Consider the following 26,811-nt stretch of genomic DNA (forward strand, 5'->3'; position numbering starts at 1 on the left):
AAAGGGTAAATAACATGAATGGAATGGCAACCGTGACAAAAATCGCTGGCGAAACTGTGGGTCAGGAGTTTCTGGTCTTCACGCTGGGCGACGAAGAGTACGGCATCGATATTCTCAAAGTTCAGGAAATTCGCGGTTACGATCAGGTAACGCGTATCGCCAATACGCCTGAATTTATTCGCGGCGTCACCAACCTGCGTGGCGTGATCGTGCCGATTATCGACCTGCGGGTGAAGTTTTCGCAGCCCGATGTTGAATACAACGACAACACCGTGGTGATCGTACTGAATCTTGAGAACCGCGTGGTCGGTATCGTGGTGGATGGCGTCTCTGATGTGCTGTCGCTGACTCAGGATCAGATCCGTCCTTCACCGGAGTTCGCGGTCACTATGTCGACCGAGTACCTGACCGGGCTGGGCGCACTCGGCGAGCGGATGCTGATTCTGGTGGACATTGAGAAGCTGCTGAGCAGCGATGAAATGGCGCTGGTGGATAATCTGCGTAGCGCATAATCCCACCGTCACAGGCCGGATATGCCCGGCCTGTGACAGTTTTGCTGCTGAATAATTTCTTTATTTTTCAATTAATAAAAATTCTTTCTGGCCTAATTTCCCGCTATCGCCTGCCGATAATCATCTTGCTGCTTTATCACTTACATTTTTCAGGGTTAATCATGTTAACGAAAATCCGCGTAGTTACCAGTTTGCTGCTGGTATTGCTGATGTTTGGGCTGTTACAGGCCTTTTCCGGCTCCGTTTTTTATTCCGCCCTCAGCCACGACAAGCAAAGTTTTGCCGTTTCGCAGCTGGCGATGCAGAACACCCAGGCGCTCAATGATGCCTATATGAGTCTTAACCAGAGCCGGGTGTTACTGACCCGCATTCAGCTGCGTTTCGCCACCAGTAAACTGGAAGGGAAACCGGCGGACGTAGCCGGCCTGTTTGACGACAGCAAAGGCTTTCAGCAGGCGGCGGCCGGTTTTTACAAAGTGTTCAAAGAGACGCCCGATACGCCGGGACAAAATCTGCAGCTTAACGAGCAGCTGGATCAGCGCTACAGCGCCTACGCCGATGCGCTGAATGCGCTGCAGGTCGCGTTGCAGTCTGACGATCTGGTAGCGGCCGGCAAAGCCCCGGTGGCGCCCAGCCAGAGTGCGTTTCTGAAGCTGTATACCGACTGGCGTACCGATCAGAACCGCCTGACCACCATCGGTGTTGACGAGAACAGTTCTGCCTACAGCCGGATGCTGTGGATACTGGGTACCATCATGGCGGTGGTGGCAGCAGTGATCGTGCTGTGCTGGTTCGGTCTGCGTAAGGTATTAATTACTCCGCTGAACACCAACATTACTCATATTCAGCACATCGCTCAGGGCGACCTGACCCAGCCGATCGCGGTTGAAGGCCGTAATGAGATGACCCAGCTGGCGGCCAGCCTGCACGATATGCAGCAGTCGCTGGTGCGCACCGTGAGCAACGTGCGTGAAGGTTCAGATGCCATTTTCACCGGAGCCAGCGAAATTTCTGCCGGTAACAATGACCTCTCGGCCCGTACTGAACAGCAGGCGGCTTCGCTGGAGCAGACCGCTGCCAGCATGGAACAGCTGACCGCCACGGTGAAACAGAACGCCGAGAACGCGCGTCAGGCGTCGCAGCTGGCGTTAAGCGCCTCAGAAACGGCGCAGAAAGGCGGCAATGTGGTCGATGGCGTGGTGAAAACCATGCGCGACATCGCCGGCAGCTCGAAAAAGATTGCCGATATCACCAGCGTGATTGACGGCATCGCCTTCCAGACCAACATCCTGGCGCTCAACGCCGCGGTGGAAGCCGCTCGCGCCGGTGAACAGGGTCGTGGTTTTGCGGTGGTGGCCGGTGAAGTGCGTAATCTGGCCCAGCGCAGCGCGCAGGCAGCCAAAGAGATTAAAGGGCTGATTGAAGATTCGGTTAACCGGGTGAACACCGGTTCTCAGCTGGTCGGCACCGCCGGTGAAACCATGAGCGATATCGTCAATGCGGTGACCCGCGTAACCGACATCATGGGTGAGATTGCCTCGGCGTCGGATGAGCAGAGTCGCGGTATCGACCAGGTCGGCCAGGCGGTTACCGAAATGGATCGCGTGACTCAGCAGAACGCCTCGCTGGTGGAAGAGTCCGCTGCTGCCGCGGCCTCACTGGAAGATCAGGCCAGTCGCCTCAGCCAGTCGGTTGCGGTGTTTAAGATTAAGCGTGCAGCCGTGGGCCAGGCGTTGACTAAACATCTGCCGATTGCCGCACCAGCGACGGCGCTGGCACCGCGTAAAGCGTTGACCGCACCGGTCAGCGATACCCACTGGGAAACCTTCTGATCGATCGCGCGCCCCGTCTGCATAGCCGGGGCGCGCACCTGCGCTTTTTCTCCCGCCAGCCTGACTAAAGCCAAACCCACCGTCCTGCCGCGATATTATTAATTACAAAAGCCGATTGTCGCTGAAAAGCGGCGAAAAGCGTTAACACATCGCGACTGGCCGCCGATATAGCCGCTGCACCTTAATCAACCTGCAGGGGAACAAGATGTTAAAAAGAATAAAAGTGGTGACCAGTCTGATCGCGGTACTGGTGATCTTTGGCGCGCTCCAGCTGCTGTCCGGCAGCCTGTTCTGGTCAGCGCTGAACACCGACAAAGCGGCGTTTGCCCTGTCGCAAGTCGCCAATCGTAACGTCACGGCGATGACCGACGCCTATATTTCGTTGAACAACAGCCGGACCACGCTGAACCGCGCCATGCTGCGACTGCAAACCAGCATGGCTTCACAGATGAACGGCGGTCAGCTCGACGATCTGATGAACAAAGCTAACGCACAGTTAGCCGAAGCCGATCGTCACTTCCAGGTTTATTACAATCTGCCGGGCACCGCAGGCATGGAGGTGTCGCTGCGTGACCGGCTGGAAGCTGATTACGCCCGCTACGACAGCGGCCTGAAAGAGATGATTAAAAGTCTGCAGGCGCGCGATCTGGAAGGGATGTTCAAACAGAATATTGAACAGAAACAGGTAGCGATGCAGGGCAGCTACGGTGAGTGGCGCGCCCGTCAGACCGCACTGGCTGAGCAGGGAATCGAACAGAACCAGCAGGCCTTTACCCAGATGATGTGGCTGCTGGGCGTAATTGCCGTATCGGTGCTGGTGGTGATCGTCGCCTGCTGGTTTGGCCTGCGTCAGGTGCTGATTCAGCCGCTGCAACAGCTGCTGGCGCAGATCCGCGCGATCGCCTCTGGCGATTTGACGCAGCCGATCGTCGTGGAAGGACGCAATGAAATGAGCCAGCTGGCGGCCGGCATTCAGGAAATGCAGCAGTCGCTGGTGATGACCGTCAGCAACGTGCGTGACGGATCTGACGCCATCTTTACCGGTGCCAGTGAGATCGCCGCCGGCAATAACGATCTCTCCGCCCGTACCGAAGAGCAGGCCGCCTCACTGGAGCAGACCGCCGCCAGCATGGAGCAGCTGACCGCCACGGTGAAACAGAACGCAGACAATGCACGTCAGGCGTCACAGCTGGCGCTGACCGCGTCAGAAACCGCTCAGCAGGGTGGCAAAGTGGTTGATGGCGTGGTCAGCACCATGAAAGAGATCGCCGGCAGTTCGAAGAAGATTGCCGACATCATCAGCGTGATTGACGGCATCGCCTTCCAGACCAACATCCTGGCGCTCAACGCCGCGGTGGAAGCCGCCCGGGCCGGTGAGCAGGGTCGCGGTTTTGCGGTGGTGGCCGGTGAAGTGCGTAACCTGGCGCAGCGCAGTGCTCAGGCAGCTAAAGAGATCAAAGGGTTGATCGAAGATTCGGTGGCGCGCGTCAACAGCGGCTCATTGCAGGTTGAAAGCGCCGGCAGCACCATGAACGATATCGTCGGGGCGGTAACCCGCGTGACCGACATCATGGGCGAGATCGCCTCGGCGTCTGATGAGCAGAGCCGTGGCATTGAGCAGGTCGGCCAGGCGGTTACCGAGATGGATCGCGTCACCCAGCAGAACGCCTCACTGGTTGAACAATCCGCCGCTGCTGCTGCTGCACTGGAGCAGCAGGCCAGCGTGCTGACCCAGGCCGTCTCCGTATTTAAAGTCTCCCGCGCGTAATTTCTCTCCTCTCCTCACGGCGGCTGCGGTAAAGCCGCCGCCGTGCATAAAGTTCCCCTCCGATGCGCCGATAAATAGAAGCGAATCGCCAACCAATGAGGTGTGTATGTTTAGTCGTGTACGTGTTGTGACCGGTCTGCTGTGCGTGCTGGCGCTGTTTGCGCTGCTGCAGCTGTTTTCCGGCGGAATGTTTTTCAAAACCGTTAGTTCAGATAAAGAAAATTTTGCTTATAACCAGCGTTTGAACACGCTGCAGCAGGCGATGGGCACCTCATGGGTTTCGCTGGTTCAGGCGCGTAACACCCTTAACCGCGCCGGTATTCGCTTCCTGCAGGATGCGCAGATGTCGGGATCGGGTGCCACGGTCAAAGAGCTGGTGGCGCTGGCGGGTGAGGAGCTGAAACAGGCCGAACTGGGCTATCAACAGTTCAATGCCAACCTGTCGGAAAAAGGCAAAAATGCCGATAACGTCAAGGCGCTGCAGGCCAACTACCAGGCGTACCACGACGCGCTGGCAGAGCTGATGGTGTTTTTCAACAGCGGCAACTTCAAGGGCTTTGTCGATCAGCCGACCCAGAGTTATCAGGACAAATTCCAGAAAGATTACAACGCCTGGCTGGAGTACAACCTGGTGCTGTCGAAGCAGGGCGTTCAGGCCAATGAACAGGCCTACAGCCGCTCAATCACCATCGTGATCGCGACGCTGGCCGTCACTCTGCTGATGATTATCCTGGTGTGGAACGTAATGCGCAGCGTACTGATCCGTCCTCTGCGTCAGAGCATTGAGCATATCCAGCATATTGCGCGCGGCGATTTGACTCAGCCGATTGATCTTTCAGTGCGTAACGAAATCGGCGAGTTGCTGACCTCATTACAGTACATGCAGCAGGAGCTGGTGCGCACCGTGCGTACCGTGCGCGACGGGTCTGACGCCATTTATACCGGTGCCAGCGAAATCGCCATCGGCAATAACGATCTCTCATCGCGTACCGAACAGCAGGCCGCCTCGCTGGAGCAGACCGCTGCCAGCATGGAGCAGCTGACCGCAACCGTGAAGCAGAACGCCGAAAACGCCCGTCAGGCGTCGCAGCTGGCGCTCAACGCCTCAGAAACGGCCCAGCAGGGTGGCAAAGTGGTGGATGGCGTCGTGACCACCATGAAAGAGATTGCCGGTAGCTCGAAGAAGATTGCTGATATCACCAGCGTGATCGACGGCATCGCCTTCCAGACCAACATCCTGGCGCTCAACGCCGCGGTGGAAGCTGCCCGTGCCGGTGAACAGGGTCGCGGTTTTGCGGTGGTGGCGGGCGAGGTGCGCAGCCTGGCACAGCGCAGCGCGCAGGCCGCTAAAGAGATCAAAGGTCTGATTGAAGATTCGGTCAGCCGCGTCAATACCGGCTCGGTGCTGGTAGAGAGCGCCGGCGACACCATGAGCAACATCGTCAGTGCGGTGACGCGCGTTACCGACATCATGGGCGAAATCGCCTCGGCGTCGGATGAGCAGAGCCGCGGGATCGATCAGGTCGGTCTGGCCGTAACCGAGATGGATCGGGTTACGCAACAGAACGCCTCACTGGTTGAAGAGTCGGCTGCGGCGGCGGCGGCACTGGAAGATCAGGCCAGCCACTTAAAACAAGCGGTCTCAGTGTTCAATATTGGTAAAGAATTTGTCGCCCAGGCCGTTAACAAGACAACGGCGACAAAAAGCCTCCAGCTGGATGCGCCGTTAACCGTTGCCCGTCAGTCTGCCTCTCGCGGCGACGACAACTGGGAAACCTTTTAATCGCCTGGAAGGCCCGACTACCCTGTGGCAGTCGGGCATCGCAGCAGAAAATTAATGTGTTTTAGTTCAGGCCAGGTGCAGAAATGAAAAAATCGACATTCGAGCAAAATGAGACGACAACGCTGCTGTCGCAAATGGTGCAGCGCTTACCGCTCTCGGATACGCATTTCCGTCGCATCAGCCAGCTGATCTATCAGCGTGCCGGTATCGTGCTGGCCGATCACAAGCGCGAGATGGTTTACAACCGTCTGGTTCGTCGTCTGCGTACGCTGAATATCGATGATTTCGGTCGTTACCTGGCGCTGCTGGAACACGATCCTAACAGCGCAGAGTGGCAGGCGTTTATCAATGCCCTGACCACCAACCTGACGGCGTTTTTCCGCGAGGCGCATCACTTTCCAATCCTCGCGGAGCATGCCCGTAAGCGTCAGGGAAATTTCAGCGTCTGGAGTACCGCCGCGTCAACCGGTGAAGAGCCTTACTCGATTGCCATGACGCTGGCCGAAACGCTGGGTACCGGACCGGGTAAGTTCCAGGTCCACGCCAGCGATATCGATACCCAGGTGCTGGAGAAAGCGGTGGCCGGCGTCTATCGCCAGGAGGAATTGCGCACGCTGTCACCGGCGCAGCTGCAACGCTTCTTCCTGCGCGGCACCGGTCCTCACGCCGGGATGGTGCGGGTGCGTTCCGAACTGGCCAGCATGGTCAGCTTTGCCCAGCTCAATCTGCTGGCCAATGACTGGGCGCTGCCGGGCCAGTTCGACGCCATTTTCTGCCGCAATGTGATGATCTATTTCGATAAAGAGACGCAGGAGAAAATTCTGCGTCGGTTTGTTCCGCTGCTCAAGCCCGGCGGCATCCTGTTTGCCGGTCACTCAGAGAACTTCAGTCAGATCAGTAAAGAGTTCTGGCTGCGCGGACAAACCGTCTATGGACTGACGAAGGAAAGATGATGAGCAAAATCACCGTGATGTGCGTAGATGACTCTGCGCTGATGCGGCAACTGATGACGGAAATCATCAATAGCCATCCGGATATGGAGATGGTCGCTACGGCGCCCGATCCGTTAGTCGCCCGCGATCTGATTAAGCAGTTTAATCCGCAGGTGCTGACGCTGGATGTGGAAATGCCGCGCATGGATGGCCTCGACTTCCTCGAAAAACTGATGCGTTTACGGCCGATGCCGGTGGTGATGGTCTCTTCGCTGACCGGCAAAGGCTCGGAAATTACCCTGCGGGCGCTGGAGCTGGGGGCGGTGGACTTCGTCACCAAGCCGCAGCTCGGCATCCGTGAAGGGATGCTGGCGTACAGCCAGATGATTGGCGACAAAATTCGTGCGGCGGCGCGCGCCCGACTGCACAACCGGGCGGCGATGCCGGTGCCGGTCGCGCTGAAGGCGGGTCCGCTGCTGAGCAGCGAGAAGTTGATTGCGATTGGCTCCTCTACCGGCGGCACCGAGGCGATTCGCCATGTGCTGCAGCCGCTGCCTGCCACCAGTCCGGCGCTGCTGATTACCCAGCATATGCCGCCAGGTTTTACCCGCTCCTTCGCCGAGCGTCTGAACAAACTGTGTCAGATCACGGTGAAAGAAGCGGAAGACGGTGAACGTATTCTGCCGGGACACGCTTACATCGCGCCAGGTGCCATGCACATGGAGCTGGGCCGTAGCGGGGCCAACTATGTGGTGAAACTGAATGAAGGGCCACCGGTTAACCGGCATAAGCCTTCAGTGGATGTGCTGTTCAAATCGGTAGCGATCAACGCCGGACGAAATGCGGTCGGTGTGATCCTCACCGGCATGGGCAACGACGGCGCGGCCGGGATGCTGGAAATGCATCGGGCCGGCGCCTGGACGATTGCCCAGAACGAAGCCAGCTGTGTGGTATTTGGCATGCCGCGTGAGGCGATTGCCACAGGCGGCGTGAGCGAAGTGGTGGATTTAAGCAACATCAGCCAGCACATGCTGGCGAAAATTAGCGCCGGACAGGCATTGCGTATTTAACAGGCCCGTCCTGCCGGGCGAGATAACACAGGAGTAGATATGGCTGATAAAAACATGCGCTTTTTGGTAGTAGACGACTTCAATACGATGCGTCGTATTGTACGTAACCTGCTGAAAGAGCTGGGCTTCAATAACGTAGAAGAAGCAGAAGACGGCGTGGACGCGCTGTCAAAGCTGAAAGCAGGTGGTTTTGACTTCGTCATTTCCGACTGGAACATGCCGAACATGGATGGCCTGCAGCTGCTGCAAACCATCCGTGCCGATGCTGCGATGAGCAGCCTGCCGGTATTGATGGTGACCGCGGAAGCGAAAAAAGAAAACATTATTGCTGCCGCTCAGGCCGGCGCCAGTGGATACGTAGTGAAGCCATTTACTGCCGCCACGCTGGAAGAAAAACTGGGCAAAATTTTCGAAAAACTGGGCATGTAAGGAGATGTGATGAGCGACCTTCCGAAACCAACTGAGGATGCCTCGGCACACGACATCATTACCCGCATCGGCTCTCTGACGCGTATGCTGCGCGATAGCCTGCGTGAGCTGGGGCTGGATAAAGCCATTGCCGATGCGGCTGAAGCCATTCCCGATGCCCGCGATCGTCTGGATTATGTGGTGCAGATGACGGCGCAGGCCGCCGACCGTGCGTTGAACTGCGTTGAAGCGGCACAACCGCATCAGGATAAGATGGAAGCCGGGGCAACCCAGCTGAAAGGGCGTTGGGACCAATGGTTTGAAAACCCAATTGAACTGGCCGATGCGCGTGAGTTGGTGACGGATACTCGCGAATACCTTGCTGCCGTGCCGGATCATACGTCCTTTACCAACAAGCAGTTGCTTGAAATCATGATGGCGCAGGATTTCCAGGACCTGACCGGTCAGGTGATCAAACGCATGATGGATGTTATCCAGGAAATTGAGCGCCAGCTGTTAATGGTGCTGCTGGAAAACATGCCGGAAGTCAGTGCCGAGAAGCGTCAGGAAGGCACCAGCCTGCTGAACGGTCCGCAGATCCACACCGATGCACCGGGCGTGGTAGCGAACCAGGATCAGGTTGATGACCTGCTGGATAGCTTAGGGTTTTAATCGCGACCGTCAGCCTGCGGGCTGGCGGGCTGCGTTGCCGTCCCTTTCTCTCACCGGGCCACCAGACGGTGGGCCCGCTCTGCTTTATTAAACTCATCCGCCAAAGAACGCCTGTTTTTCCCGTCTTATCTGCGCTTTAACCCCAGCCAGTTTTGGCATTCTATGCTCAGAATTCCTGCCAACCGAGGTTTGTCGTGGCTGAAGAAAGCGACGAGGACAAAACAGAATCGCCCACCGCGCACCGACTTGAAAAGGCGCGGGAAGATGGGCAGATCCCGCGTTCGCGCGAACTGACCTCATTACTGATGCTGCTGGCCGGTATCATGATTCTGTGGATGGGCGGCACCATGATGGCGCACCGTCTGGCGGGCATGGTGGCCACCGGTCTGCGTTTCGATCACGGCATGGTGACCGACGATAAAATCATCATCAGCCATATCGGCAGCCTGATCGGCCAGGCGTTAATGGCGCTGCTGCCGCTGATGGGCGGACTGGTGCTGGTGGCGATTGCTGCGCCGATGCTGCTGGGCGGTATTGTGATCAGCGGCAAATCGATCAAAGTCGATTTTACCAAGCTCAGCCCGCTGGCCGGTTTCAAGCGAATGTTTGCCGCCCAGGCCTGGACGGAGCTGTTCAAAGGCATCCTCAAGACCGTGCTGGTGGGCTGTGTTGCCTGCTGGTACATCTGGATCCACTGGCCGGAGATGCTGCGGTTGATCAGCGAATCTCCGATCAACGCGCTGGTGCACGGCATGGATATGATTGCCATCTGCTGCACCCTGGTGATGCTGGGGCTGGTGCCGATGGTCGGTTACGACGTTTTCTGGCAGCTCTACAGCTATTACAAAAAACTGCGCATGTCGCGTCAGGAAATCCGCGACGAACACAAACAGCAGGAGGGCGACCCGCACGTTAAAGGGCGTATCCGCCAGCAGATGCGCGCCGCGGCCCGCCGCCGGATGATGGCCGACGTGCCGAAAGCCGACGTGATCGTCACTAACCCGACGCACTATTCAGTGGCGCTGCAGTACAACGAGAAGAAGATGAGCGCACCGAAGGTGATTGCCAAGGGCGCGGGCGAAATCGCCCTGAGAATTCGTGAACTGGGTGCGGAACACCGCATTCCGGTTCTGGAAGCACCGCCGCTGGCGCGTGCGCTATACCGACACACTGAAATTGGACAGCACATTCCGGGCGCGCTCTATGCGGCCGTGGCGGAAGTGCTGGCCTGGGTCTGGCAGTCGCGCCGCTGGAAGCGCGAAGGCGGCCTGATCCCAGCCAAACCGAAAAACCTGCCGGTCCCGGCAGAGATGGACTTTGCAGGAGAGAGCAAAAACGATGGCTAATAACCTGGCCGCAAAACTACGTTTACCGGGCAACTTTAAAGATATGCAGTGGCAGGTGCTGGCGGGTCCGGTACTGATCCTGATGATCCTGTCGATGATGGTGCTGCCGTTACCGCCGTTCATCCTCGATCTGCTGTTCACCTTTAACATTGCGCTGTCGATCATGGTGCTGCTGGTGGCGATGTTCACCCAGCGTACCCTGGAGTTTGCGGCATTCCCGACCATTCTGCTGTTCTCCACCTTGCTGCGTCTGGCGCTGAACGTCGCCTCGACCCGTATTATTCTGATGGAAGGGCATACCGGCGCGGCAGCAGCAGGTCAGGTGGTTGAGGCCTTTGGCCACTTCCTGGTCGGCGGCAACTTCGCTATCGGTATCGTGGTGTTCATCATCCTGGTCATCATCAACTTTATGGTTATCACCAAGGGTGCTGGCCGTATCGCCGAAGTGGGCGCGCGCTTTGTGCTTGACGGGATGCCCGGCAAGCAGATGGCGATCGACGCCGACCTTAACGCCGGTTTAATCGGCGAAGATGAAGCCAAACGTCGCCGTTCAGAAGTGACCCAGGAAGCGGACTTCTACGGCTCAATGGACGGTGCCAGTAAGTTCGTCCGCGGCGATGCCATCGCCGGTATCATGATCATGGTGATCAACGTCATCGGCGGCCTGCTGGTCGGCGTGGTGCAGCACGGTATGGACGTGGGGCACGCGGCGGAAACCTATACCCTGCTGACCATCGGTGATGGTCTGGTGGCGCAGATCCCGGCGCTGGTGATCTCCACCGCCGCGGGCGTAATCGTTACGCGTGTAGCGACCGATCAGGACGTGGGCGAGCAGATGGTAACCCAGCTGTTCAAAGATCCGCGCGTGCTGATGCTGAGTGCCGGCGTCATCGGCCTGCTCGGGCTGGTACCCGGCATGCCAAACTTCGTCTTCCTGCTGTTTACCGCTGCCTTACTCGGCCTGGCCTGGTGGCTGCGCGGTCGGGAAATGCAGCCGAACAAGAAGATGGAAGCGACGCCGGGCAGCCTGACCAAAACCCCGGAAACACCGGCCAGCGCAGAAGCCTCCTGGACCGATGTGCAACTGGAAGATACGCTGGGGATGGAAGTAGGTTACCGCCTGATTCCGATGGTCGATCATCTGCAAAATGGTGAGCTGCTGGGCCGTATCCGCAGTATCCGTAAAAAGGTGGCGCAGGATGTCGGCTTCCTGCCGCCGGTGGTGCATATCCGTGACAACATGGAACTGCCGCCGGCGCGCTACCGTATTCTGATGAAAGGAGTCGAAATCGGCAGCGGTGATGCCTACCCGGGCCGTTGGATGGCGATTAACCCGGGTACCGCAGCGGGCAGTCTGCCGGGTGAAGCAACCGTCGATCCGGCGTTTGGGCTGGCGGCCGTCTGGATTGACAGCGCGCTCAAAGAACAGGCGCAAATCCAGGGCTTTACCGTGGTTGAAGCCAGTACCGTGGTGGCAACGCACCTGAATCACCTGATTGGGCAATACGCCAGCGAGCTGTTTGGCCGTCAGGAAGCGCAGCAATTGCTGGATCGCGTGACCCAGGAGATGCCGAAGCTGACCGAAGATCTGGTGCCGGGCGTGATCAGCCTGACCACGCTGCACAAGGTGCTGCAAAACCTGCTGGTGGAGCGGGTGTCGATTCGCGATATGCGCACCATCATCGAAACTCTGGCCGAGCATGCGCCGGTACAGAGCGATCCGCAGGAGCTGACCAGCGTGGTGCGCGTGGCGCTGGGTCGCGCCATTACTCAGCAGTGGTTCCCCGGCAATGATGAAGTGCAGGTGATCGGACTGGATGCCACGCTGGAACGCTTGCTGCTGCAGGCGTTGCAGGGCGGTGGTGGACTGGAGCCAGGTCTGGCCGATCGGCTGTTAAGCCAGGCGCAGGCGGCGTTGCAGCGTCAGGAAATGCTCGGCGCACCGCCGGTGCTGCTGGTCAATCATCCGCTACGTGCCTTGCTGGCCCGCTTCCTGCGTCGCAATCTGCCGCAGCTGGTGGTGCTGTCTAACCTCGAACTGAGCGACAACCGTCAGATTCGCATGACCGCCACCATCGGAGGCAAATAATGCGCTGGATGATGGCGTTGGGATTAATGCTGCCGCTGCTGGCTCAGGCGGCCGGTGGTGCGTGGCAGGCCAGCGCCAGTGGTCCGCTGCTGGCCAACCGCGGCAGCTGGCAACGCAGCCAGCCGCTGACGGCACCGGCTAACCTTAGCGGCGAGATCAGCGTGGTTAACTGGCGTTATCAACTGAGCAAACCGGCCCCGTCCGGGCTGGAAGTGCGGCTGTGCAGCGCGCAACGCTGTACTACGCTGGAAGGCGCCAGCGGCACCACTCGTGGCCTGGCACATCTCAGCGCCGATGAAACGCTGCATATGGTGTTTGGTTTTGCCGGCAGCGGCGCGCTGCCGCCGGGCTTGCGGGTCGTCAGCAGCGAAGTGATGGTGAATTACCAGTAGCGGCGGGATGAGGCGTATCAGGCATTGACGCCTTTCATCCCTTCGGCCGAATACCTGCCGCCTTTAATCTCCACCTGCTGATGAATCTGGTTCAGTAACGCGACATCAGCCGCCTCCAGTACCACTTCACTGGCCTGCGCATTTTCCGTCAGATAAGCCAGCCGTTTGGTGCCAGGAATCGGCACAATTCTTTGATACTGCGCCAGCAGCCACGCCAGCGCAATCTGACCCACCGTACATTGATACTTCTGGCTTAGCGGCCGCACAACCTCCAGCAACTGCGCGTTATGATCGAGGCTGGCCTGCTGGAAGCGGTCATTATTTTTACGGAAGTCGTCTGCGGCAAAGTCGCTGTTGTTAAGGTATTTGCCGGTCAGAAAACCGCGGCCGAGCGGAGAGTAGGGCACCAGTCCGATGTCGAGTTTTTTCACCATCGGCAGGATCTCCGCTTCAATATCCCGGGTCCATAAAGAATATTCTGTCTGCAACACGGCGACCGGATGAACCGCATGTGCTCGCTGTAGGGTGGCTGCTGACACTTCACACAGACCGACATGTCGAATCTTCCCTTGCTTAACCAGCTGGCTGAGACAGTCCATGCTGTGCTCAATGGGCGTGGACTCGCTGACGCGATGAAGGTAAAACAGATCGATCTGCTCGACGCCCAGCCTTTTCAGCGAAGCGTTGCAGCACTGAATGAGGTAATCGGGCTGATTATTGATGACGCGGGCATAGGCCTGATCGGCAGCACGCTCAATACCGCATTTGGTGGCGACCTTTATCTGCTGCCGGCTGCGCGTATCCAGCCGGGCAAGAAACTCGCCGATTAGCTGCTCATTGTGGCCGCGGCCATACAGGTCTGCGGTGTCGATAAAATTGATATCCAGATCGATGAGAGAATTAAGCAGTTGCAGCGCGCTGCTGTCGTCGGTCTTGCCATAAAATTCACTCAGTCCCATTGCACCATAGCCAATTGCACTGACGTTCAAATCCTGCGTGAGAGTTCGGGTTTTCATCATGCCTCCTGATAAGTTGACCCGATTATTCCACCGCGCTTTCCGTTAATGAATTCGCATTTTGGTTATTCAGTAAAGGTATCAGTCAGCTGGCAACAGCGTTAGGGACAGGTGGGATTGATGGCGTAGCAGGGCAGATTTACGTGGCGTAATAGTTTGAAAATGAAGGGGAAATGGCATCAGCCTGGCCAGGTTTATCGGCCGCAGTGATGCTTTATGGCAGCCAGCGATGACTTATTCCGGTTGCAGCGGGCGACACAATAAGGCCTGGGCGTCCCGCACGGCCTGGCGCGTTTCATCCGCGCGGATTACCGCATACAGATCGATATTTAACTGCTGGGCGGCAGAATCGGTCAGTTCCCGATAACAGAGGCCTTGCTGATTGAAGGTGCATTTTGACTGGGGCAGCAACGCGAAGCCTTTGCCTCGGGCGATGTGTGACAGCATCACCAGCGAATCGTCAGGCTCTTTGACCCGTTTAAACGTGACCCGTAACTGCGAAAAGTAGCGTTCACACTTATCGTAAAACAGCGGATTGGCACTACGCGGGAACCAGAACAGCGGCAGGTCAGCCAGATCGTCCAGCGCAACCTGTGATTGCAGGCTGGCCGGGTGCAGCGCTGGCAGCGCCACCCGCAGCGGTTCGCGACAGATCCACCCATAGTTTGCCGACTGGTCTGCATCCGGCCCTTTCTCGCCGGTGATAATCAGATCCAGCCGGTTTTTTGCCAGGCACTGCAGAAGTTGCGCCGAGCTTAGATCGGGCGTTTCGATCTCATCCTCTATCTTCAGTTGGCTGAGCTGAGCCCTGACTGCCTCGATAAAGTCGAATTTAAGCGTCCGCGTCAGGCCAATGCGTAAACGGCCCGGCGTCATGGCGGCCTCGGTTTTCAGTTCGCTGAGTTGTCTGAGGATAGCGTCAGCCTTCACCATAAGGTTACGTCCGGCATCGGTCAGGCTGACATCGTGGGTGGTTCGGTGAAATAACTGCTGTTCCAGCACCGCTTCGAGACACTGGATCTGCCGGGTTAATGGCGGCTGGGTCATCCGCAGGCGTTCTGCCGCCCGGCGAAAGTTAAGTTCATGGGCCACCGCGAGGAAACATTGCAGTTGCTTAATGCTGGGGAGATGGGTGTTGATAAGGTGCGCGGGCATACTCATTGCGTCATCCTGCCGATCGGCGGCAGCGTCCTGAATCGCCGGGAAAGGACGCTGTCAGGCTGGCGCACGGCGCTGAGGCAACGGTTATCGTCTGCCGCAGCGCCGCAGGCGGTTTACATGCGTTCGACGGTATCGATACCCAGCGTATCCAGACCCTGTTTCAGCGTCTTCGCGGTCAGCGCCGCCAGCTGCAGTCGGCTCAGGCGGGTAGCGTCCGATTCGGCGGTCAGGATCGGGCAGTGCTCGTAGAAACCGGAGAACAGACCCGCCAGATCGTACAGATAGGCGCACATCACGTGTGGCGTGCCGTCACGCGCAACCTGGGTGATCACCTCTTCGAACTGCAACAGGCGGGTTACCAGTTGCGCTTCACGCTCTTCGCTGATCACAATCTCTGCGTCCAGCGCTGCGGCATCAATGCCCGCTTTACGGAATACCGACAGCACACGGGTGTAAGCGTACTGCATGTAAGGCGCGGTATTGCCTTCAAATGCCAGCATGTTATCCCAGTCAAAGATGTAATCGGTGGTGCGGCTTTTTGACAGGTCAGCGTACTTCACGGCACTGATGCCGACGACTTCCGCCAGCGTTTTCACTTCCTCTTCACTCATCTCCGGGTTCTTTTCACGAACCAGGTTATAGGCGCGCTGATAGGCTTCATCAAGCAGATCGGCCAGCTTGATGGTGCCGCCGCTGCGGGTTTTGAAAGGACGACCATCTTTGCCCAGCATCATGCCGAAGGCGTGGTGCTCCAGCGGTACTGACTCCGGAACATAACCGGCTTTGCGCACGATGGTCCAGGCCTGCATCAGATGCTGATGCTGACGTGAATCGATGTAGTAGAGCACCCGATCGGCTTTCAGGGTTTCATAGCGGTATTTGGCACAGGCGATGTCGGTGGTGGTATAGAGATAGCCGCCATCCTTTTTCTGGATGATCACGCCCATCGGTTCGCCTTCTTTGTTCTGGAACTCATCCAGGAACACCACGGTAGCGCCTTCACTTTCTACCGCTAACCCTTTTTGCTTCAGGTCAGCGACAATGCCTGGCAGCATATCGTTGTAGAGGCTTTCACCCATCACATCTTTACGCGTCAGGGTGACATTCATGCGGTCATAAATTTTCTGGTTCTGACTCATGGTGATGTCGACCAGCTTTTTCCACATCTGACGGCAATATTCGTCGCCGCCCTGCAGTTTGACCACGTAGCTGCGTGCGCGTTCGGCAAACGCCGGGTCTTCATCGTAGGTACGCTTGGCTTCGCGGTAGAACGCTTCCAGATCGGCCAGCGCCATTTCAGCGTGATGCTCGTTCTGCTGCTTCTCAAGGAAGGCGATCAGCATACCAAACTGTGTGCCCCAGTCGCCGACGTGGTTGGCGCGAATCACCCGATGGCCGAGAAACTCCAGCGTCCGGACCGCGGCATCGCCAATAATGGTGGAGCGCACGTGGCCGACGTGCATCTCTTTGGCCACGTTGGGTGCAGAGTAATCGACCACGATGTTCTGCGGTTCAACCTGCTGTACACCGAGGCGCGGCAGGCTCAGCGCTTCACGCGCATTGGTCGCCAGCCACTGGTGATCGAGGAAAATGTTAATGAAGCCCGGTCCGGCAATTTCAACTTTACTGGCGATGCCGGTCAGGTCGAGATGCTTGATCACTGCTTCCGCTAATTGTCGCGGTGCTTGCCCCAGCTTTTTCGCCACGGCCATAATACCGTTGGCCTGATAATCACCAAACTGGACCCTGGCGGACTGACGAACCTGCGGTTCGCAATCGGCGGGAGCGCCGGCTAAAACCATTGCCTGACTGACTTTTGCGGAAAGAAGAGACTGAATATTCACCGGGTTACCTTCATGTGCTGAACAACGCCCGAATCACTGGATCCGAGCCGTCATCATCTTGCCTGGCAGCACTGCGCAATGGCGCGACAGCAGTGGAGGGCGCAGACAAAATGGAAAAAAATGAGGGGAAAAGTATACGTGAAATGTCAGTGGGCGTCAGCAGTTGGATGAAGCGGGGAAACAGAGCCGAAGATGTTTCCCTGTGGCGTTAACGACGTCGCAGGTGACGGCGAGGGTTCTTGACGCTTTTATCTTCACGCACCTTCCAATGGCGGGAAATTGCAAATCCCATCAGTGCGATCAGGACAGCGACAACGATGAGCATAGACATAGAGCCATTCCTTTTGGTTGTGTTAGGTCAAATTTATAAGAAACAGGGGGTGGCTGCAATTGTTTCACTGTCAAATAAGAGTTATCTTATTGTATTAAAGAAGGTGATTAAAATCATAGGCTTAGGTCACTTTCATCAATTAACTCATGGACCTAAAGAGGGGATTAATCCGAATTGAAAGCTGTTCTTATACGCTTTTGCCGGAAATAATGGGCTAAATAAGATGAATCTGATCATTTTGTGGCGCTCAGGGCAGAGCAGGCAACAGGTTCTAATGTTAAAAAAGATTAAACAAATCGAGAGGATTTACCGTTGTGACCAGACCTTTTCCCGCTGAATTGGACGATTTAAAGACAGATTTGCAACGTTTTGAAGAATCGTTGCAAAATTTTGCCCAGCGACTGGGTTTATGCCTTAACGATCTTGAAGCCGATCATATTGCAGTGCGTTGTCATCAGGACGCGACCGCAGTGCGCTGGCAGCAAGGGCTGCAGCAGATTGGCACCCAGTTTTCTCAGGCGATGATTAATGGCCGGCCAATTTGCCTGTTTAAACTGCATCAACCGTTGCAGGTGGCGGGCTGGGCGCTGGATGTGGTCGAACTGCCGTGGCCGGGCGAGAAGCGTTACCGTCATGAGGGATGGGAGCATGTCGAGGTGGTGTTGCGCGGCGATCATCAGACGCTGGGCGTGCGTGCCATGGCGTTATTATCGGATGAGGCGCTGACGCAGCCGGGGATTTCGTTCAAGACCAGCTCGCCACAGGGCGAAAATGAGCGTCTGCCCAATCCGACCCTGGCGGTGACGGATGGGCAGACAACGATTAAATTTCATCCATGGCGACTGGAAGAGATTGTCGCCAGCGAGCAGGATTAAGGCCGGGCGGCAACGGCGCGCTGCAGTCGGGCGACCGCTTCATCCAGCAGGGCGCGGGTACAGCCAAAGTTAAGACGGACAAACTGGTCATTGCCAAATTCACGTCCTGCTGACAGTCCCAGCCCATGTTTTTCAAAGTAGAGCGCCGGACTGGCTACCCCGAGACCGCGCGCATCGATCCAGGCGAGGTAGCTCGCCTCCGGTGCGGTCAGGGATAAGCCGGGCAGCTTGTTGACCTGCGACACCAGCCAGTCACGGTTGCTGCGCAGGTAGGCATTCTGCGCGCTGAGCCAGGCACTGCCGTCGCGCCAGGCGGCTTCCGCCGCCGCTAAGGCCAGAATATCGACATCTGGCACAATGCCCCGTCTCATCTTATTAAAGCGGGCGCGCAGTTCAGCGTTGGGGATGATCGCCATCGAGGCACCCAGACCGGCGATGTTAAAGCTCTTGGATGGCGACATCAGCGTAACAGAGCGCTGGGCGGCCTCTTCGCTCAGGCTGGCAAACGGAATATGCTGTACGCCGGGCTCCAGCAGCAAATCACTGTGGATTTCATCGGAACAGACAATCAGGTCATGCTGCCGGGCAAATTCCAGCTGCGCCTGCAGTTCGTCATGGCGGTAGACCGTTCCGCCCGGATTCTGTGGGTTACACAGCATCAGCAGCCGCTCTTTACCGGTCATCTGACCGTCGGCCGCCGCCAGATCCAGCAGCCAGCGTCCCTGTTGCAGGCTCAGCGGCAGATTCAGTTGCCCGCGCTCCGCCAGTTTTGCCGCGCTACGGAAGGGCGGATAGATTGGCGTGGGGGCGATGGTCAGTTGATCCGGCGCGGTGAATGCCCGTACTGCCAGATTTAACCCGCACACCACGCCCGGCAGTACCACAATCCACTCGGGATTAACGTGCCAGTTATAGCGCGAGGCCAGCCACTCCACGGCGCTGTCGATAAAACCAGTGGGCTTATCGCCATAACCAAAAATGCCATGTTCGGCACGGGCTTTTATCGCTTCGATGACACAATCAGGCGATCGAAAATCGGTATCTGCCACCCACAACGGCAGAATGTCCTGGTCCGCATATTTGTTCCATTTAAGGCTATCGCTGTGACGACGGTCTATCCGTTGGTCGAAATTGAATGCCATAGTTAACTTTCCCGGTAAACTCATTCCAGCAGCCAGACTAACTGATGAATCTGCCTTGAACCAGAGTCATGTAAAGGAGAAGAGAATGACCACACTGGAAATTTGCTGCTATGGCGTGGATTGCGCAGTGACCGCGCAGCAGGCCGGCGCCGATCGGGTTGAACTCTGTGCCGCGCCACGTGAAGGGGGCTTAACCCCGTCCGCCGGCATGCTGAATGCTGCCCGGCGTGAAGTTTCAATTCCGGTTCATCCCATCGTCCGGCCGCGCGGCGGCGACTTTTGCTATACCGCACGTGAATTCGAGGCGATGAAATCTGACGTAGCCCTGATTCGCGAACTCGGCTTTCCGGGCCTGGTGATCGGCATGCTCGACGAAGATGCGCACGTCCATCGTGGGCAGATGCGGCAAATCATGGCGCTGTGCGATGGCCTGGCGGTGACCTTCCACCGTGCCTTCGACCTCTGCCATAGTCCGAAACGCACGCTGGAGGAGTTGACCGATCTTGGCGTAGCCCGCATTCTGACTTCAGGGCAGCAGCAGAGCGCGGAGAATGGAATTGCACTGCTGAAGGAACTTAATGAAGTGAGCACGGGTCCTATCATTATGGCAGGTGCCGGTGTTCGTCTGAGTAACCTGCAAAAGTTCCTCGACATGGGAATACGTGAAGTCCATAGCTCGGCAAGCCGATTGATCGCTTCGCCGATGCGCTACCGCAAAGCGGGTGTTTCCATGTGTTCTGAAGCCGAAACCGATGAGTTCAGCCGCTATTGCGTTGATGGCGATGTGGTGGAGGCGATGAAAAGCGTGATGCAGATGAGCACCGTCCGGGTGGCCTGAATCACTTCCGATTTTGCCGCGCAGCACGCCGATCATTGACGTGATGTTTGCAAGTACCAAACCCCAGTATGCTTGCTGGGGTTCTTTTTGCCTGCAGTTCCTCTTTTTTCCTTTATTCACCGGCTTCTATTCACCGGCTTCGCGCGGATGCTCCTTCTGATGCGGGTGGTAGATTTTCTCCACCCCGAGCCGCTTCACGGCCTGACGCCACGCCCGCTGGCCGCAGTAGTCGCACTGCTGGTCAGGCTGCTGCTCACTCTGCACCACGTAACCGCAGTGACCACAGGCGAAACAGCCATCCACCGCTATATGCTGGTTGAAGGTCTCATTCTGTTCAGGCAGCAGCCACAGTCCGCTACGCGGCTTTTGATAGAGCAACAGGCTGACCCGGCCAGACGGTTCCAGCCAGGCGCGCCGGACCTCACCCAAATGCTGAACGCCCATTGAACGCAGTTCCGAGAATGCCCGATCGCGCGAAAATTCAGCGTGGTGCAGATGCTCCAGCGCCAGTCGTCCATCCATCACCAGCAACGTGGCATCGCCCTGGGTCAGCACTTCGAGCCGATGCGAGAAAAAGGTGCTCCAGGAGAGCAGGCGAAAACAGCCAAGCAGCGTAATCAGCAACACGATGGTGGTCAGAATGCCCTTTTCAGGCGTCTGCAAGGGCGCACCAATCGCGGCACCCAACATGATCATTATCGCCAGATCGATAATGCTTAACTGACCGGCAAAGCGACGGCCCATCAGCCGCAGCACCAGCAGTAAAACCAGATAGATGAACAAAAAACGCAGCAGCACCTCACCGGCAAAGGTCCAGGGCGCTTCACCGATTAGCCAGCGGTGCATAAGGTCACGCATTGTTAGTCCTCCAGCGAGGTTGAGGCGGGGAGCCAGTGGTGCGCGTGGCAACAGTGGCAGGCGCTATCGGCGGGCGTATTGCGGTCCGCCAGGTTACCGCAGGAAAAGCAGACCTGATGCTCATCGGTTTCCATCGCCGCAATCAGGGCGTCATCGCCGCGGGGCGCAATCGCCAGACCGGGACGCGGGGTATCGCTCCACACCAGGGTTAATGCACCGGAAGGCTCAATGTATACCCGGCTGAGTTGCCCCAGATGCTGAACGCCACGACCGCGCAGCAGTGAGAACAGTTTTTCGCGCGACAGCACGGTGGCGCGCAGCGTCTCCAGCTTCAGTCGACCTTCATCCAGCACCACCCGTTCGCTACCCGCCAGCAGACGATCGAACCGGCGGGAGCGCATGCTGAGATGGCCGGCAAGATGCTGCAACGCCAGCAGGCTGGCAATGATCACCAATGGCGGCAACAGCCCGCGCTTGTCATCCAGCAACGGGACGCCCATGGTCCCCGCCAGAGTGACCACCGCTGACAGTTCGAACAGCGTATATTGCGAGGCGACGCGACGACCCAGCAGACGCAATGCGATAATAATCAGGACAAAGCAGATCACTGCGCGCCCAATCACCTCCAGCAGAAACGTGGGAGGATTCTGACCAAAAACCAGACGTGCAATATCGGACAACACGATTTCATCCTGCTTCATGACTCACCGTACCCCTATTGACGAATAGCAGAGTGAAAAAGTATATCGTGTGAAATCTATTCTGCCGCACGGTCAACCGGCCTGCAGCCCTTGTGCCGTCTGGCTTAAGCCTCAAAAAGCCCGGTGTCTTCAGCGCTCTGCACCCACAGCAGAGACTGCTTCACAGCGAAATAACCGGCGCGGGCGGCCAACTGAAATTTTTGCCTTAGGCCGCCATTCGCCGCCGCAGCGTTTACACTTAACCCAACGTTGTCTGGAACTTACCTTATGAAATGCGAACCGATTGTTGCTGTAAGCCTGTTACTGGCTGGTCTGAGCACTCCGCTGGTTGCGGCCAGTCAGTGCGGCCCGCACAGTGGTGCTATTGCCAGCAGTAATAACTGGATCCTGCTGGGCGGCAGCGCAAAGGGTGCCGTTAAGCAGGTGATTGCCGGAGAATTTGGCAAAGATGTGAATTCGCAAAAGCGCGTGCTGGGTCAGTTCGATGCCTGCGGCGATCTGCTGGTGGCCGATGTCACTTACGACAAGAATGAACGCAACGTGATCCTCAGTATGGAGCAGCACATCGCCCGGGTGCAGGGTGGCTGGGTGGCGGAGTATGCCTATCTGGTGAAGGTGCTGAAAGAGGGAAAAGAGGTGGTGGTCGATAACCGGCAGGGGACGATCAACTGGCAGAAGGGGAAAAACGGCAACATCACCAGCGCCTCGGATAAATTTACCAGCATGGGCACCAGTGGCTTTACGGACACCACCTATCGTTACGATCCGCAGTTCCGGCTGCAAAAAAGCGTGGCGCGTGGCAGCGATCAGCTGACCAACGGAGAGTATCACTACCGCTGGAATCCGCAGGGGCTGGTGACCCGCACCACCTCAACCCGCAGCACCGATAGCTACACCTACGATAACCAGTGGCGGGAGCTGCGCCTGAACGGCACCGCGACCACGCCGCTGAGTACCATCCGCACCGTCGATGAGTGTCAGTCGTGGGATCAGGTCGGGAATTGTACCCTGAGCTACCTGCACGAAACCGAAGTGTTTACCCGCGGCACCATCGAACGTCATCTCAGCTCCGCCTATAAATATGAGTACTGGGGCCAGCCTGCGGCAGAAGAGTAGCGGGCGATCGCACTATCCATCGCCCGCGAGGCGTTATTCCACCGTCTTACTGAACGCATCCAGCGCCAGCAGCGCGTGGGCAATATCTTCCGGCGACAGGTTCGGGTTCAGGTTCTTCAGCGTATCCCCCTCGCTGTTGGCTAGCGCCCCTATTTTGACCAGATTTTCCCAGCTCTCATTCTCCAGATGCAACTCCTTCAGCGTGGTCGGCATGTTGATGGCGCGATAGAAACGAATGTAGCGCGCAATCTCATCGTCCGGACGCCGCTCCAGCACCATCTGGGTCAGCGTACCGTAAGCGACTTTTTCACCGTGCGTCAGATGATGGATATCGCCATCAATCGCGGTAAAGCCATTGTGGATGGCATGAGCCGCCGCCAGACCGCCATTTTCGAAGCCCAGACCAGAGAGCAGGGTGTTTGCCTCAACCACTGCCTCGACCGCTGGCGTTACCCGTTTTTCGCTTACCGCCACGAAGGCGCTGTAGCCCCAGGTCAGTAGCGTCTCTTCACAGGCGCGGGCAATCGCCAGACCGGCGAGGGTAGGATCACCGTTCACCATCGATTTGGCGTGCGAACGGGCCACCGCCTGCGCCTCGACCCAGGTTGCCAGGCCATCGGCGATACCGGATGCAAACAGCCGCGCCGGCGCGCTGGCGCACACCGCGGTATCCACCAGCACCAGGTCTGGATTTTTACTGTAGAACCGGTAGCTCTCAAACACGCCGCTGTCGGTGTAGATCACCGACAGCGCGCTGCAGGGTGCATCCGTTGAGGCAATAGTTGGCACGATCGCCACCGGCTGCTTCAGCTCATCCGCCACCGCCTTCACCGTATCCAGCGTTTTACCGCCGCCCAGCCCGACCACCACATTACAGCCCTGGTTTTTCGCCAGCTGGCTCAGTCGGGTAATCTCATTACTGGAGGCTTCGCCATTAAACTGCTGCCAGTTAAAATTAACGCCCGCCTTTTGCAGTGCCTGCTGCGTGCGCTCGCCAATCAGTTTCCAGACGATTTCATCCGCCACCAGGAAAGCGTTGTCACCCAGTTCGGCGATGTAAGGCCCCAGCTCATCCAGTACGCCAGCGCCCTGCACATATTTGCGGGGTGAAGAGAAGATAAATTTACTCATAATCACAACTCCTTAATATGAAGATAAACCGCTGTTAGCCTGGCACAAAGTCGGCAAACGGGCGGGGGAATCACCAATGAGATGTCGCCGGAACCCTGTTAAGCTACGGCCAGCCCGCCATCTTCCAGGAGATCCTGATGAGCACCACGCTGTTTTTTTTTCTGTTTGCGATTACTGTTCTGACCCTGACGCCGGGCTTTGATACCGCGCTGGTGTTGCGCTCGGCGGTGGCCCAGGGCGCGAAGCGCGCCAGCGTAACGGCGCTGGGCGTGACGCTCGGTTGTCTGGTGTGGGGCGTCGCGGTGGGATTAGGATTAGGCGCGCTGCTGCTGGCGTCTGAAATGGCCTACAACCTGCTGAAGTGGCTGGGCGCGGCGTGGTTACTCTACCTGGGACTGAAACTGCTGCTGAAACCGCGCCAGCAGCCGATGATTCAGAGCGGGCAACCGCTGCTGCAACAGGGCTATCTTGCCTGCTTCAGCCGCGGTTTGCTGGGCAACCTGCTGAATCCAAAAGTGGGGATCTTTTATGTCAGTTTTCTGCCGCAGTTTATTCCTGCCGGGGCATCGGTGGCGCTGTGGTGTAGCCTGATGGCGCTGACGCACATGCTGCTGGGACTGGTGTGGAATGCGGTGCTGATTGGTGGCAGCCACTATTTCGCCCGCCATCTGCGCCAGCCACGGGTGCTGAAAGTGATGGATCGCCTGACCGGCTGTGTGTTCATTGGCTTCGCGGCGAAACTGGCTTTGTCCCGCCGCTAAGCTTCAGGGAAGGATTTTAAGGTTTGGTGGCAACCAGCACCGCGCGCAGCGGGGCAGGATAACCCTCGACCGTTTTGCTGGCGTCGTCAGGATCGAGGAACTCGGCCAGCGATTCGCTGGTCATCCAGTCGGTACGACGCTGCTCTTCGGTGGTGGTGCGGGCGAAATCAACGATGCGCACATCGACAAAACCGCTCTTCTCCAGCCAGCTTTTCAGCGCCTCGGCCGACGGAATAAAGAACACGTTGCGCATCTGTGCATAGCGTTCACCGGGCACCAGCACCTGATTCACATCACCTTCGATCACCAGCGTTTCCAGCACCAGTTCGCCGCCGCTCACCAGCTGATTTTTCAGCTGCAGCAGATGGTCGAGCGGGGAACGGCGATGATAGAGCACGCCCATTGAAAACACCGTATCGAACGCCTGCAGCGCCGGTAACTGCTCAATGCCCAGCGGCAACAGATGGGCGCGGCGATCGTCATTCAGCAGCTTACGTACTGCCTCAAACTGGCAGAGAAACAGCTGCATCGGATCGATACCAACCACCAGATGGGCACCGGCGCCAATCATCCGCCACATGTGGTAACCGCTGCCGCAGCCCACATCCAGCACCGTCCGGCCCGCCAGCGAGGAGATATGCGGCAATACGCGATCCCATTTCCAGTCGGAGCGCCATTCAGTATTGATTTCGGTGCCGTAGAGTGAGTAAGGCCCTTTGCGCCACGGCATCAGATTGCGCAGCAGTTTCTCAATGCCCTGACGGTGGCGATCGCTGATGTCATCGCGGTCAGCACTGACGCTGTGTAACAGGTCAAGCCGCTGCGGTTCGAGCAACGGCAGATATTCCAGCGATTTATACCAGTCGCGGAAGTGTCCATGCAGGTTTTCCCGTTGCCATTCGCTGATTTGCGCCGGCAAAACTTCCAGCCACTTCGCCAGCGGACCCACGGCAATTTGCTGATAAAAACGGCCAAAGTCGATCATTTCAATGCCACCAGAGAACCAAAGTTAAAGCACTGGAACCAGAGTTCGGCGTGCGAGAAACCGGCCTGTTTCAGGCGGGCTTTGTGCGCTTCTACGCTATCGGTCAGCATCACATTTTCCAGCATGCTGCGCTTCTGGCTGATCTCCAGCTCGCTGTAGCCATTGGCGCGCTTGAAGTCATGGTGCATGTTAAACAGCAGTTCACCGACTTCGGCATCTTCAAAGCTGAATTTCTCTGACAGTACCAGCGCACCGCCAGGCTTCAGCCCGTGCCAGATTTTCTCCAGCAGCGCTAACCGCGCCGGTGGCTCAAGAAATTGCAGCGTGAAGTTGAGCACCACCAGCGAGGCGTTTTCAATCGCAATATCGCGGATATCCGCTTCCAGCACCGTTACCGGCGTGTCAGCGCGAAAGGCATCAATGTGACGACGGCAGCGCTCAACCATGGCCGGGGAGTTATCCACCGCAATGATCTGGCAACCGGGCACCTGAATATTGCGGCGCACCGACAGGGTGGCCGCGCCGAGCGAGCAGCCGAGGTCATAAACCTGGCTGTCGGGCGTCACAAAACGTTCTGCCAGCATGCCAATCATCGAGATGATGTTGGAATAGCCCGGCACCGAGCGCTGAATCATGTCGGGAAAGACTTCAGCTACGCGCTCGTCAAAAGTCCAGTCGCCCAGTTTTGCAATGGGCGCTGAGAAGAGTTGATCGCGGTCAGACATATCGAAAATCCGAAGAGACGACGGAAAGGGCGCTATTCTGGCAGAAAGTAGGGCGGGCTGCACCCCTTAACCCGGCAACACTCAGTGTAGCGTCACCACCAGTTCCCATGGCAGGTAGATCAGGTTAAAAATCACCATGCCGCACAACGAAAACAGCGTCAGCAGCATGCCATATTTGCGGCCCGGCATGGCGCTGTGGCGCAGACCCCAGGCGTGCAGCAGGCGGCTGATAAAAAATAGCAGGGCGGTGAGGTGCACCATCCAGATATCGGCACCATTCATCTCCATCATCACCAGCAACAGCAGCGCCAGCGGGATGGTTTCAATGGCGTTGCCGTGAATGCGTATCGCCATTTTTAAATCATGATAACCCCCATCGCCATACGCCACCCGATAGAAGCGGCGGTAACGCACCACATCCAGCGTAAACTTCATGACCAGCAACGCACCCCACACCACGTATAACGCGCTAACCATTGTGACTCCATCAGCATCAGTAAGGCGGCTATTCTAACCAGCGCGG

General features: G+C 57.5%; 26 protein-coding genes. 15 read left to right on the top strand and 11 right to left on the bottom strand.

Features of this window, described 5'->3' with window-relative positions; genetic code table 11:
* The first annotated feature begins 14 nt into the window (after positions 1-14).
* The 11 genes from cheW to flhE all read left to right on the top strand — a co-directional run bounded on the left by cheW (position 15) and on the right by flhE (position 12,804).
* On the top strand, positions 15-512 hold the full coding sequence (gene cheW / locus ACLIBF_RS08375; protein WP_031376437.1) for a chemotaxis protein CheW: 498 nt from the start codon (positions 15-17) through the stop codon (positions 510-512).
* A 161-nt stretch (positions 513-673) separates the two neighbouring features.
* Entirely contained in the window at positions 674-2,344 is a 1,671-nt protein-coding gene (locus tag ACLIBF_RS08380; protein ID WP_069728595.1) for a methyl-accepting chemotaxis protein, read from the top strand.
* Positions 2,345-2,549: 205 nt separating this feature from the next.
* Positions 2,550-4,112 carry a methyl-accepting chemotaxis protein gene (locus ACLIBF_RS08385; protein WP_046288262.1) on the top strand — a complete coding sequence of 521 codons (1,563 nt, stop codon included), beginning with the start codon at positions 2,550-2,552 and terminating at the stop codon, positions 4,110-4,112.
* A gap of 106 nt (positions 4,113-4,218) precedes the next feature.
* Positions 4,219-5,895: a methyl-accepting chemotaxis protein gene (locus tag ACLIBF_RS08390; protein ID WP_089562018.1), complete on the top strand. Its 1,677-nt coding sequence runs from the start codon at positions 4,219-4,221 to the stop codon at positions 5,893-5,895.
* Positions 5,896-5,978: 83 nt separating this feature from the next.
* Complete coding sequence (gene cheR, locus ACLIBF_RS08395) at positions 5,979-6,848, top strand: protein-glutamate O-methyltransferase CheR (RefSeq protein WP_031376439.1); 870 nt, start codon at positions 5,979-5,981, stop codon at positions 6,846-6,848.
* Positions 6,848-7,897 (top strand): protein-glutamate methylesterase/protein-glutamine glutaminase, encoded by a 1,050-nt coding sequence (locus ACLIBF_RS08400; RefSeq protein ID WP_031376440.1) that lies wholly within the window; start codon positions 6,848-6,850, stop codon positions 7,895-7,897. The genes cheR and ACLIBF_RS08400 overlap by 1 nt, the downstream gene beginning before the upstream one ends.
* A 39-nt stretch (positions 7,898-7,936) precedes the next feature.
* Entirely contained in the window at positions 7,937-8,326 is a 390-nt protein-coding gene (cheY, locus tag ACLIBF_RS08405; RefSeq protein ID WP_046288263.1) for a chemotaxis response regulator CheY, read from the top strand.
* 9 nt (positions 8,327-8,335) lie between these two features.
* Positions 8,336-8,977 carry a protein phosphatase CheZ gene (gene cheZ / locus ACLIBF_RS08410; protein ID WP_031376442.1) on the top strand — a complete coding sequence of 214 codons (642 nt, stop codon included), beginning with the start codon at positions 8,336-8,338 and terminating at the stop codon, positions 8,975-8,977.
* A gap of 194 nt (positions 8,978-9,171) precedes the next feature.
* Complete coding sequence (gene flhB / locus ACLIBF_RS08415; protein WP_031376443.1) at positions 9,172-10,323, top strand: flagellar biosynthesis protein FlhB; 1,152 nt, start codon at positions 9,172-9,174, stop codon at positions 10,321-10,323.
* Positions 10,316-12,412: a flagellar biosynthesis protein FlhA gene (gene flhA, locus ACLIBF_RS08420; protein ID WP_031376444.1), complete on the top strand. Its 2,097-nt coding sequence runs from the start codon at positions 10,316-10,318 to the stop codon at positions 12,410-12,412. Before flhB ends, flhA begins: the two co-directional genes overlap by 8 nt.
* Entirely contained in the window at positions 12,412-12,804 is a 393-nt protein-coding gene (flhE, locus tag ACLIBF_RS08425; protein ID WP_279810400.1) for a flagellar protein FlhE, read from the top strand. The genes flhA and flhE overlap by 1 nt, the downstream gene beginning before the upstream one ends.
* A gap of 17 nt (positions 12,805-12,821) precedes the next feature.
* Here flhE and ACLIBF_RS08430 read toward each other — a convergent pair whose 3' ends face one another.
* From ACLIBF_RS08430 to ACLIBF_RS08445, 4 genes are all read right to left on the bottom strand, one after another.
* Positions 12,822-13,820, bottom strand: a complete 999-nt coding sequence (locus tag ACLIBF_RS08430; protein WP_031376652.1) for an aldo/keto reductase — start codon at positions 13,818-13,820, stop codon at positions 12,822-12,824.
* A gap of 234 nt (positions 13,821-14,054) precedes the next feature.
* Positions 14,055-14,981, bottom strand: a complete 927-nt coding sequence (locus tag ACLIBF_RS08435; RefSeq protein ID WP_448309523.1) for a LysR family transcriptional regulator — start codon at positions 14,979-14,981, stop codon at positions 14,055-14,057.
* A gap of 113 nt (positions 14,982-15,094) precedes the next feature.
* Positions 15,095-16,825 (bottom strand): arginine--tRNA ligase, encoded by a 1,731-nt coding sequence (argS, locus tag ACLIBF_RS08440; RefSeq protein ID WP_448309524.1) that lies wholly within the window; start codon positions 16,823-16,825, stop codon positions 15,095-15,097.
* 208 nt (positions 16,826-17,033) lie between these two features.
* Entirely contained in the window at positions 17,034-17,156 is a 123-nt protein-coding gene (locus tag ACLIBF_RS08445) for a hypothetical protein (RefSeq protein WP_009089698.1), read from the bottom strand.
* A gap of 314 nt (positions 17,157-17,470) precedes the next feature.
* Here ACLIBF_RS08445 and ACLIBF_RS08450 point away from each other — a divergent pair, with 314 nt between their 5' ends.
* The gene (locus ACLIBF_RS08450; protein WP_046288266.1) at positions 17,471-18,031 is read left to right on the top strand and encodes a VOC family protein; all 561 of its coding nucleotides are present in this window, start codon (positions 17,471-17,473) and stop codon (positions 18,029-18,031) included.
* Here the strand turns inward: ACLIBF_RS08450 and ACLIBF_RS08455 are convergent.
* Positions 18,028-19,173 (bottom strand): MalY/PatB family protein, encoded by a 1,146-nt coding sequence (locus tag ACLIBF_RS08455; protein ID WP_279810402.1) that lies wholly within the window; start codon positions 19,171-19,173, stop codon positions 18,028-18,030. The genes ACLIBF_RS08450 and ACLIBF_RS08455 overlap by 4 nt on opposite strands.
* A gap of 85 nt (positions 19,174-19,258) precedes the next feature.
* On the opposite strand from ACLIBF_RS08455, the gene cutC reads away from it, so the two are divergent.
* Entirely contained in the window at positions 19,259-20,011 is a 753-nt protein-coding gene (gene cutC / locus ACLIBF_RS08460; RefSeq protein WP_046288268.1) for a copper homeostasis protein CutC, read from the top strand.
* 126 nt (positions 20,012-20,137) lie between these two features.
* On the opposite strand, the gene ACLIBF_RS08465 is transcribed toward cutC, so the two are convergent.
* On the bottom strand, positions 20,138-20,869 hold the full coding sequence (locus ACLIBF_RS08465) for a DUF421 domain-containing protein (protein WP_052720594.1): 732 nt from the start codon (positions 20,867-20,869) through the stop codon (positions 20,138-20,140).
* Between the two features lie 2 nt (positions 20,870-20,871).
* Positions 20,872-21,570, bottom strand: coding sequence for a DUF421 domain-containing protein (locus ACLIBF_RS08470; RefSeq protein ID WP_279809750.1), 699 nt, complete (start codon positions 21,568-21,570; stop codon positions 20,872-20,874).
* Positions 21,571-21,837: 267 nt separating this feature from the next.
* On the opposite strand from ACLIBF_RS08470, the gene ACLIBF_RS08475 reads away from it, so the two are divergent.
* Positions 21,838-22,686, top strand: a complete 849-nt coding sequence (locus ACLIBF_RS08475; RefSeq protein ID WP_046288269.1) for a hypothetical protein — start codon at positions 21,838-21,840, stop codon at positions 22,684-22,686.
* A 33-nt stretch (positions 22,687-22,719) separates the two neighbouring features.
* On the opposite strand, the gene ACLIBF_RS08480 is transcribed toward ACLIBF_RS08475, so the two are convergent.
* Positions 22,720-23,817: a glycerol dehydrogenase gene (locus tag ACLIBF_RS08480; protein WP_031376657.1), complete on the bottom strand. Its 1,098-nt coding sequence runs from the start codon at positions 23,815-23,817 to the stop codon at positions 22,720-22,722.
* Positions 23,818-23,954: 137 nt separating this feature from the next.
* Here ACLIBF_RS08480 and ACLIBF_RS08485 point away from each other — a divergent pair, with 137 nt between their 5' ends.
* The gene (locus tag ACLIBF_RS08485) at positions 23,955-24,578 is read left to right on the top strand and encodes a LysE family translocator (RefSeq protein ID WP_448309525.1); all 624 of its coding nucleotides are present in this window, start codon (positions 23,955-23,957) and stop codon (positions 24,576-24,578) included.
* Between the two features lie 16 nt (positions 24,579-24,594).
* Here ACLIBF_RS08485 and cmoB read toward each other — a convergent pair whose 3' ends face one another.
* The 3 genes from cmoB to ACLIBF_RS08500 all read right to left on the bottom strand — a co-directional run bounded on the left by cmoB (position 24,595) and on the right by ACLIBF_RS08500 (position 26,765).
* Positions 24,595-25,563 carry a tRNA 5-methoxyuridine(34)/uridine 5-oxyacetic acid(34) synthase CmoB gene (cmoB, locus tag ACLIBF_RS08490; RefSeq protein WP_031376659.1) on the bottom strand — a complete coding sequence of 323 codons (969 nt, stop codon included), beginning with the start codon at positions 25,561-25,563 and terminating at the stop codon, positions 24,595-24,597.
* A complete protein-coding gene (gene cmoA / locus ACLIBF_RS08495) occupies positions 25,560-26,288 on the bottom strand; it encodes a carboxy-S-adenosyl-L-methionine synthase CmoA (RefSeq protein WP_031376660.1) in 729 nt (242 codons plus the stop codon). Before cmoA ends, cmoB begins: the two co-directional genes overlap by 4 nt.
* Positions 26,289-26,369: 81 nt before the next feature.
* A complete protein-coding gene (locus ACLIBF_RS08500) occupies positions 26,370-26,765 on the bottom strand; it encodes an MAPEG family protein (protein ID WP_031376661.1) in 396 nt (131 codons plus the stop codon).
* Between the last annotated feature and the right edge of the window lie 46 nt (positions 26,766-26,811).

Source organism: Pantoea sp. PGP6, from assembly GCF_053474785.1.

Coding starts and splice junctions, on each gene's coding strand:
- ACLIBF_RS08485 (WP_448309525.1), top strand. CDS start 23,955: ATGAGCACCACGCTGTTTTTTTTTCTGTTTGCGATTACTGTTCTGACC.
- cheY (WP_046288263.1), top strand. CDS start 7,937: ATGGCTGATAAAAACATGCGCTTTTTGGTAGTAGACGACTTCAATACG.
- ACLIBF_RS08390 (WP_089562018.1), top strand. CDS start 4,219: ATGTTTAGTCGTGTACGTGTTGTGACCGGTCTGCTGTGCGTGCTGGCG.
- ACLIBF_RS08445 (WP_009089698.1), bottom strand. CDS start 17,156: ATGTCTATGCTCATCGTTGTCGCTGTCCTGATCGCACTGATGGGATTT.
- cutC (WP_046288268.1), top strand. CDS start 19,259: ATGACCACACTGGAAATTTGCTGCTATGGCGTGGATTGCGCAGTGACC.
- ACLIBF_RS08380 (WP_069728595.1), top strand. CDS start 674: ATGTTAACGAAAATCCGCGTAGTTACCAGTTTGCTGCTGGTATTGCTG.
- cheR (WP_031376439.1), top strand. CDS start 5,979: ATGAAAAAATCGACATTCGAGCAAAATGAGACGACAACGCTGCTGTCG.
- cmoB (WP_031376659.1), bottom strand. CDS start 25,563: ATGATCGACTTTGGCCGTTTTTATCAGCAAATTGCCGTGGGTCCGCTG.
- ACLIBF_RS08475 (WP_046288269.1), top strand. CDS start 21,838: ATGAAATGCGAACCGATTGTTGCTGTAAGCCTGTTACTGGCTGGTCTG.
- ACLIBF_RS08465 (WP_052720594.1), bottom strand. CDS start 20,869: ATGCGTGACCTTATGCACCGCTGGCTAATCGGTGAAGCGCCCTGGACC.
- ACLIBF_RS08500 (WP_031376661.1), bottom strand. CDS start 26,765: ATGGTTAGCGCGTTATACGTGGTGTGGGGTGCGTTGCTGGTCATGAAG.
- ACLIBF_RS08480 (WP_031376657.1), bottom strand. CDS start 23,817: ATGAGTAAATTTATCTTCTCTTCACCCCGCAAATATGTGCAGGGCGCT.
- flhE (WP_279810400.1), top strand. CDS start 12,412: ATGCGCTGGATGATGGCGTTGGGATTAATGCTGCCGCTGCTGGCTCAG.
- cmoA (WP_031376660.1), bottom strand. CDS start 26,288: ATGTCTGACCGCGATCAACTCTTCTCAGCGCCCATTGCAAAACTGGGC.
- ACLIBF_RS08435 (WP_448309523.1), bottom strand. CDS start 14,981: ATGAGTATGCCCGCGCACCTTATCAACACCCATCTCCCCAGCATTAAG.
- flhA (WP_031376444.1), top strand. CDS start 10,316: ATGGCTAATAACCTGGCCGCAAAACTACGTTTACCGGGCAACTTTAAA.
- ACLIBF_RS08430 (WP_031376652.1), bottom strand. CDS start 13,820: ATGAAAACCCGAACTCTCACGCAGGATTTGAACGTCAGTGCAATTGGC.
- cheZ (WP_031376442.1), top strand. CDS start 8,336: ATGAGCGACCTTCCGAAACCAACTGAGGATGCCTCGGCACACGACATC.
- ACLIBF_RS08470 (WP_279809750.1), bottom strand. CDS start 21,570: ATGAAGCAGGATGAAATCGTGTTGTCCGATATTGCACGTCTGGTTTTT.
- ACLIBF_RS08455 (WP_279810402.1), bottom strand. CDS start 19,173: ATGGCATTCAATTTCGACCAACGGATAGACCGTCGTCACAGCGATAGC.
- cheW (WP_031376437.1), top strand. CDS start 15: ATGAATGGAATGGCAACCGTGACAAAAATCGCTGGCGAAACTGTGGGT.
- ACLIBF_RS08385 (WP_046288262.1), top strand. CDS start 2,550: ATGTTAAAAAGAATAAAAGTGGTGACCAGTCTGATCGCGGTACTGGTG.
- ACLIBF_RS08400 (WP_031376440.1), top strand. CDS start 6,848: ATGAGCAAAATCACCGTGATGTGCGTAGATGACTCTGCGCTGATGCGG.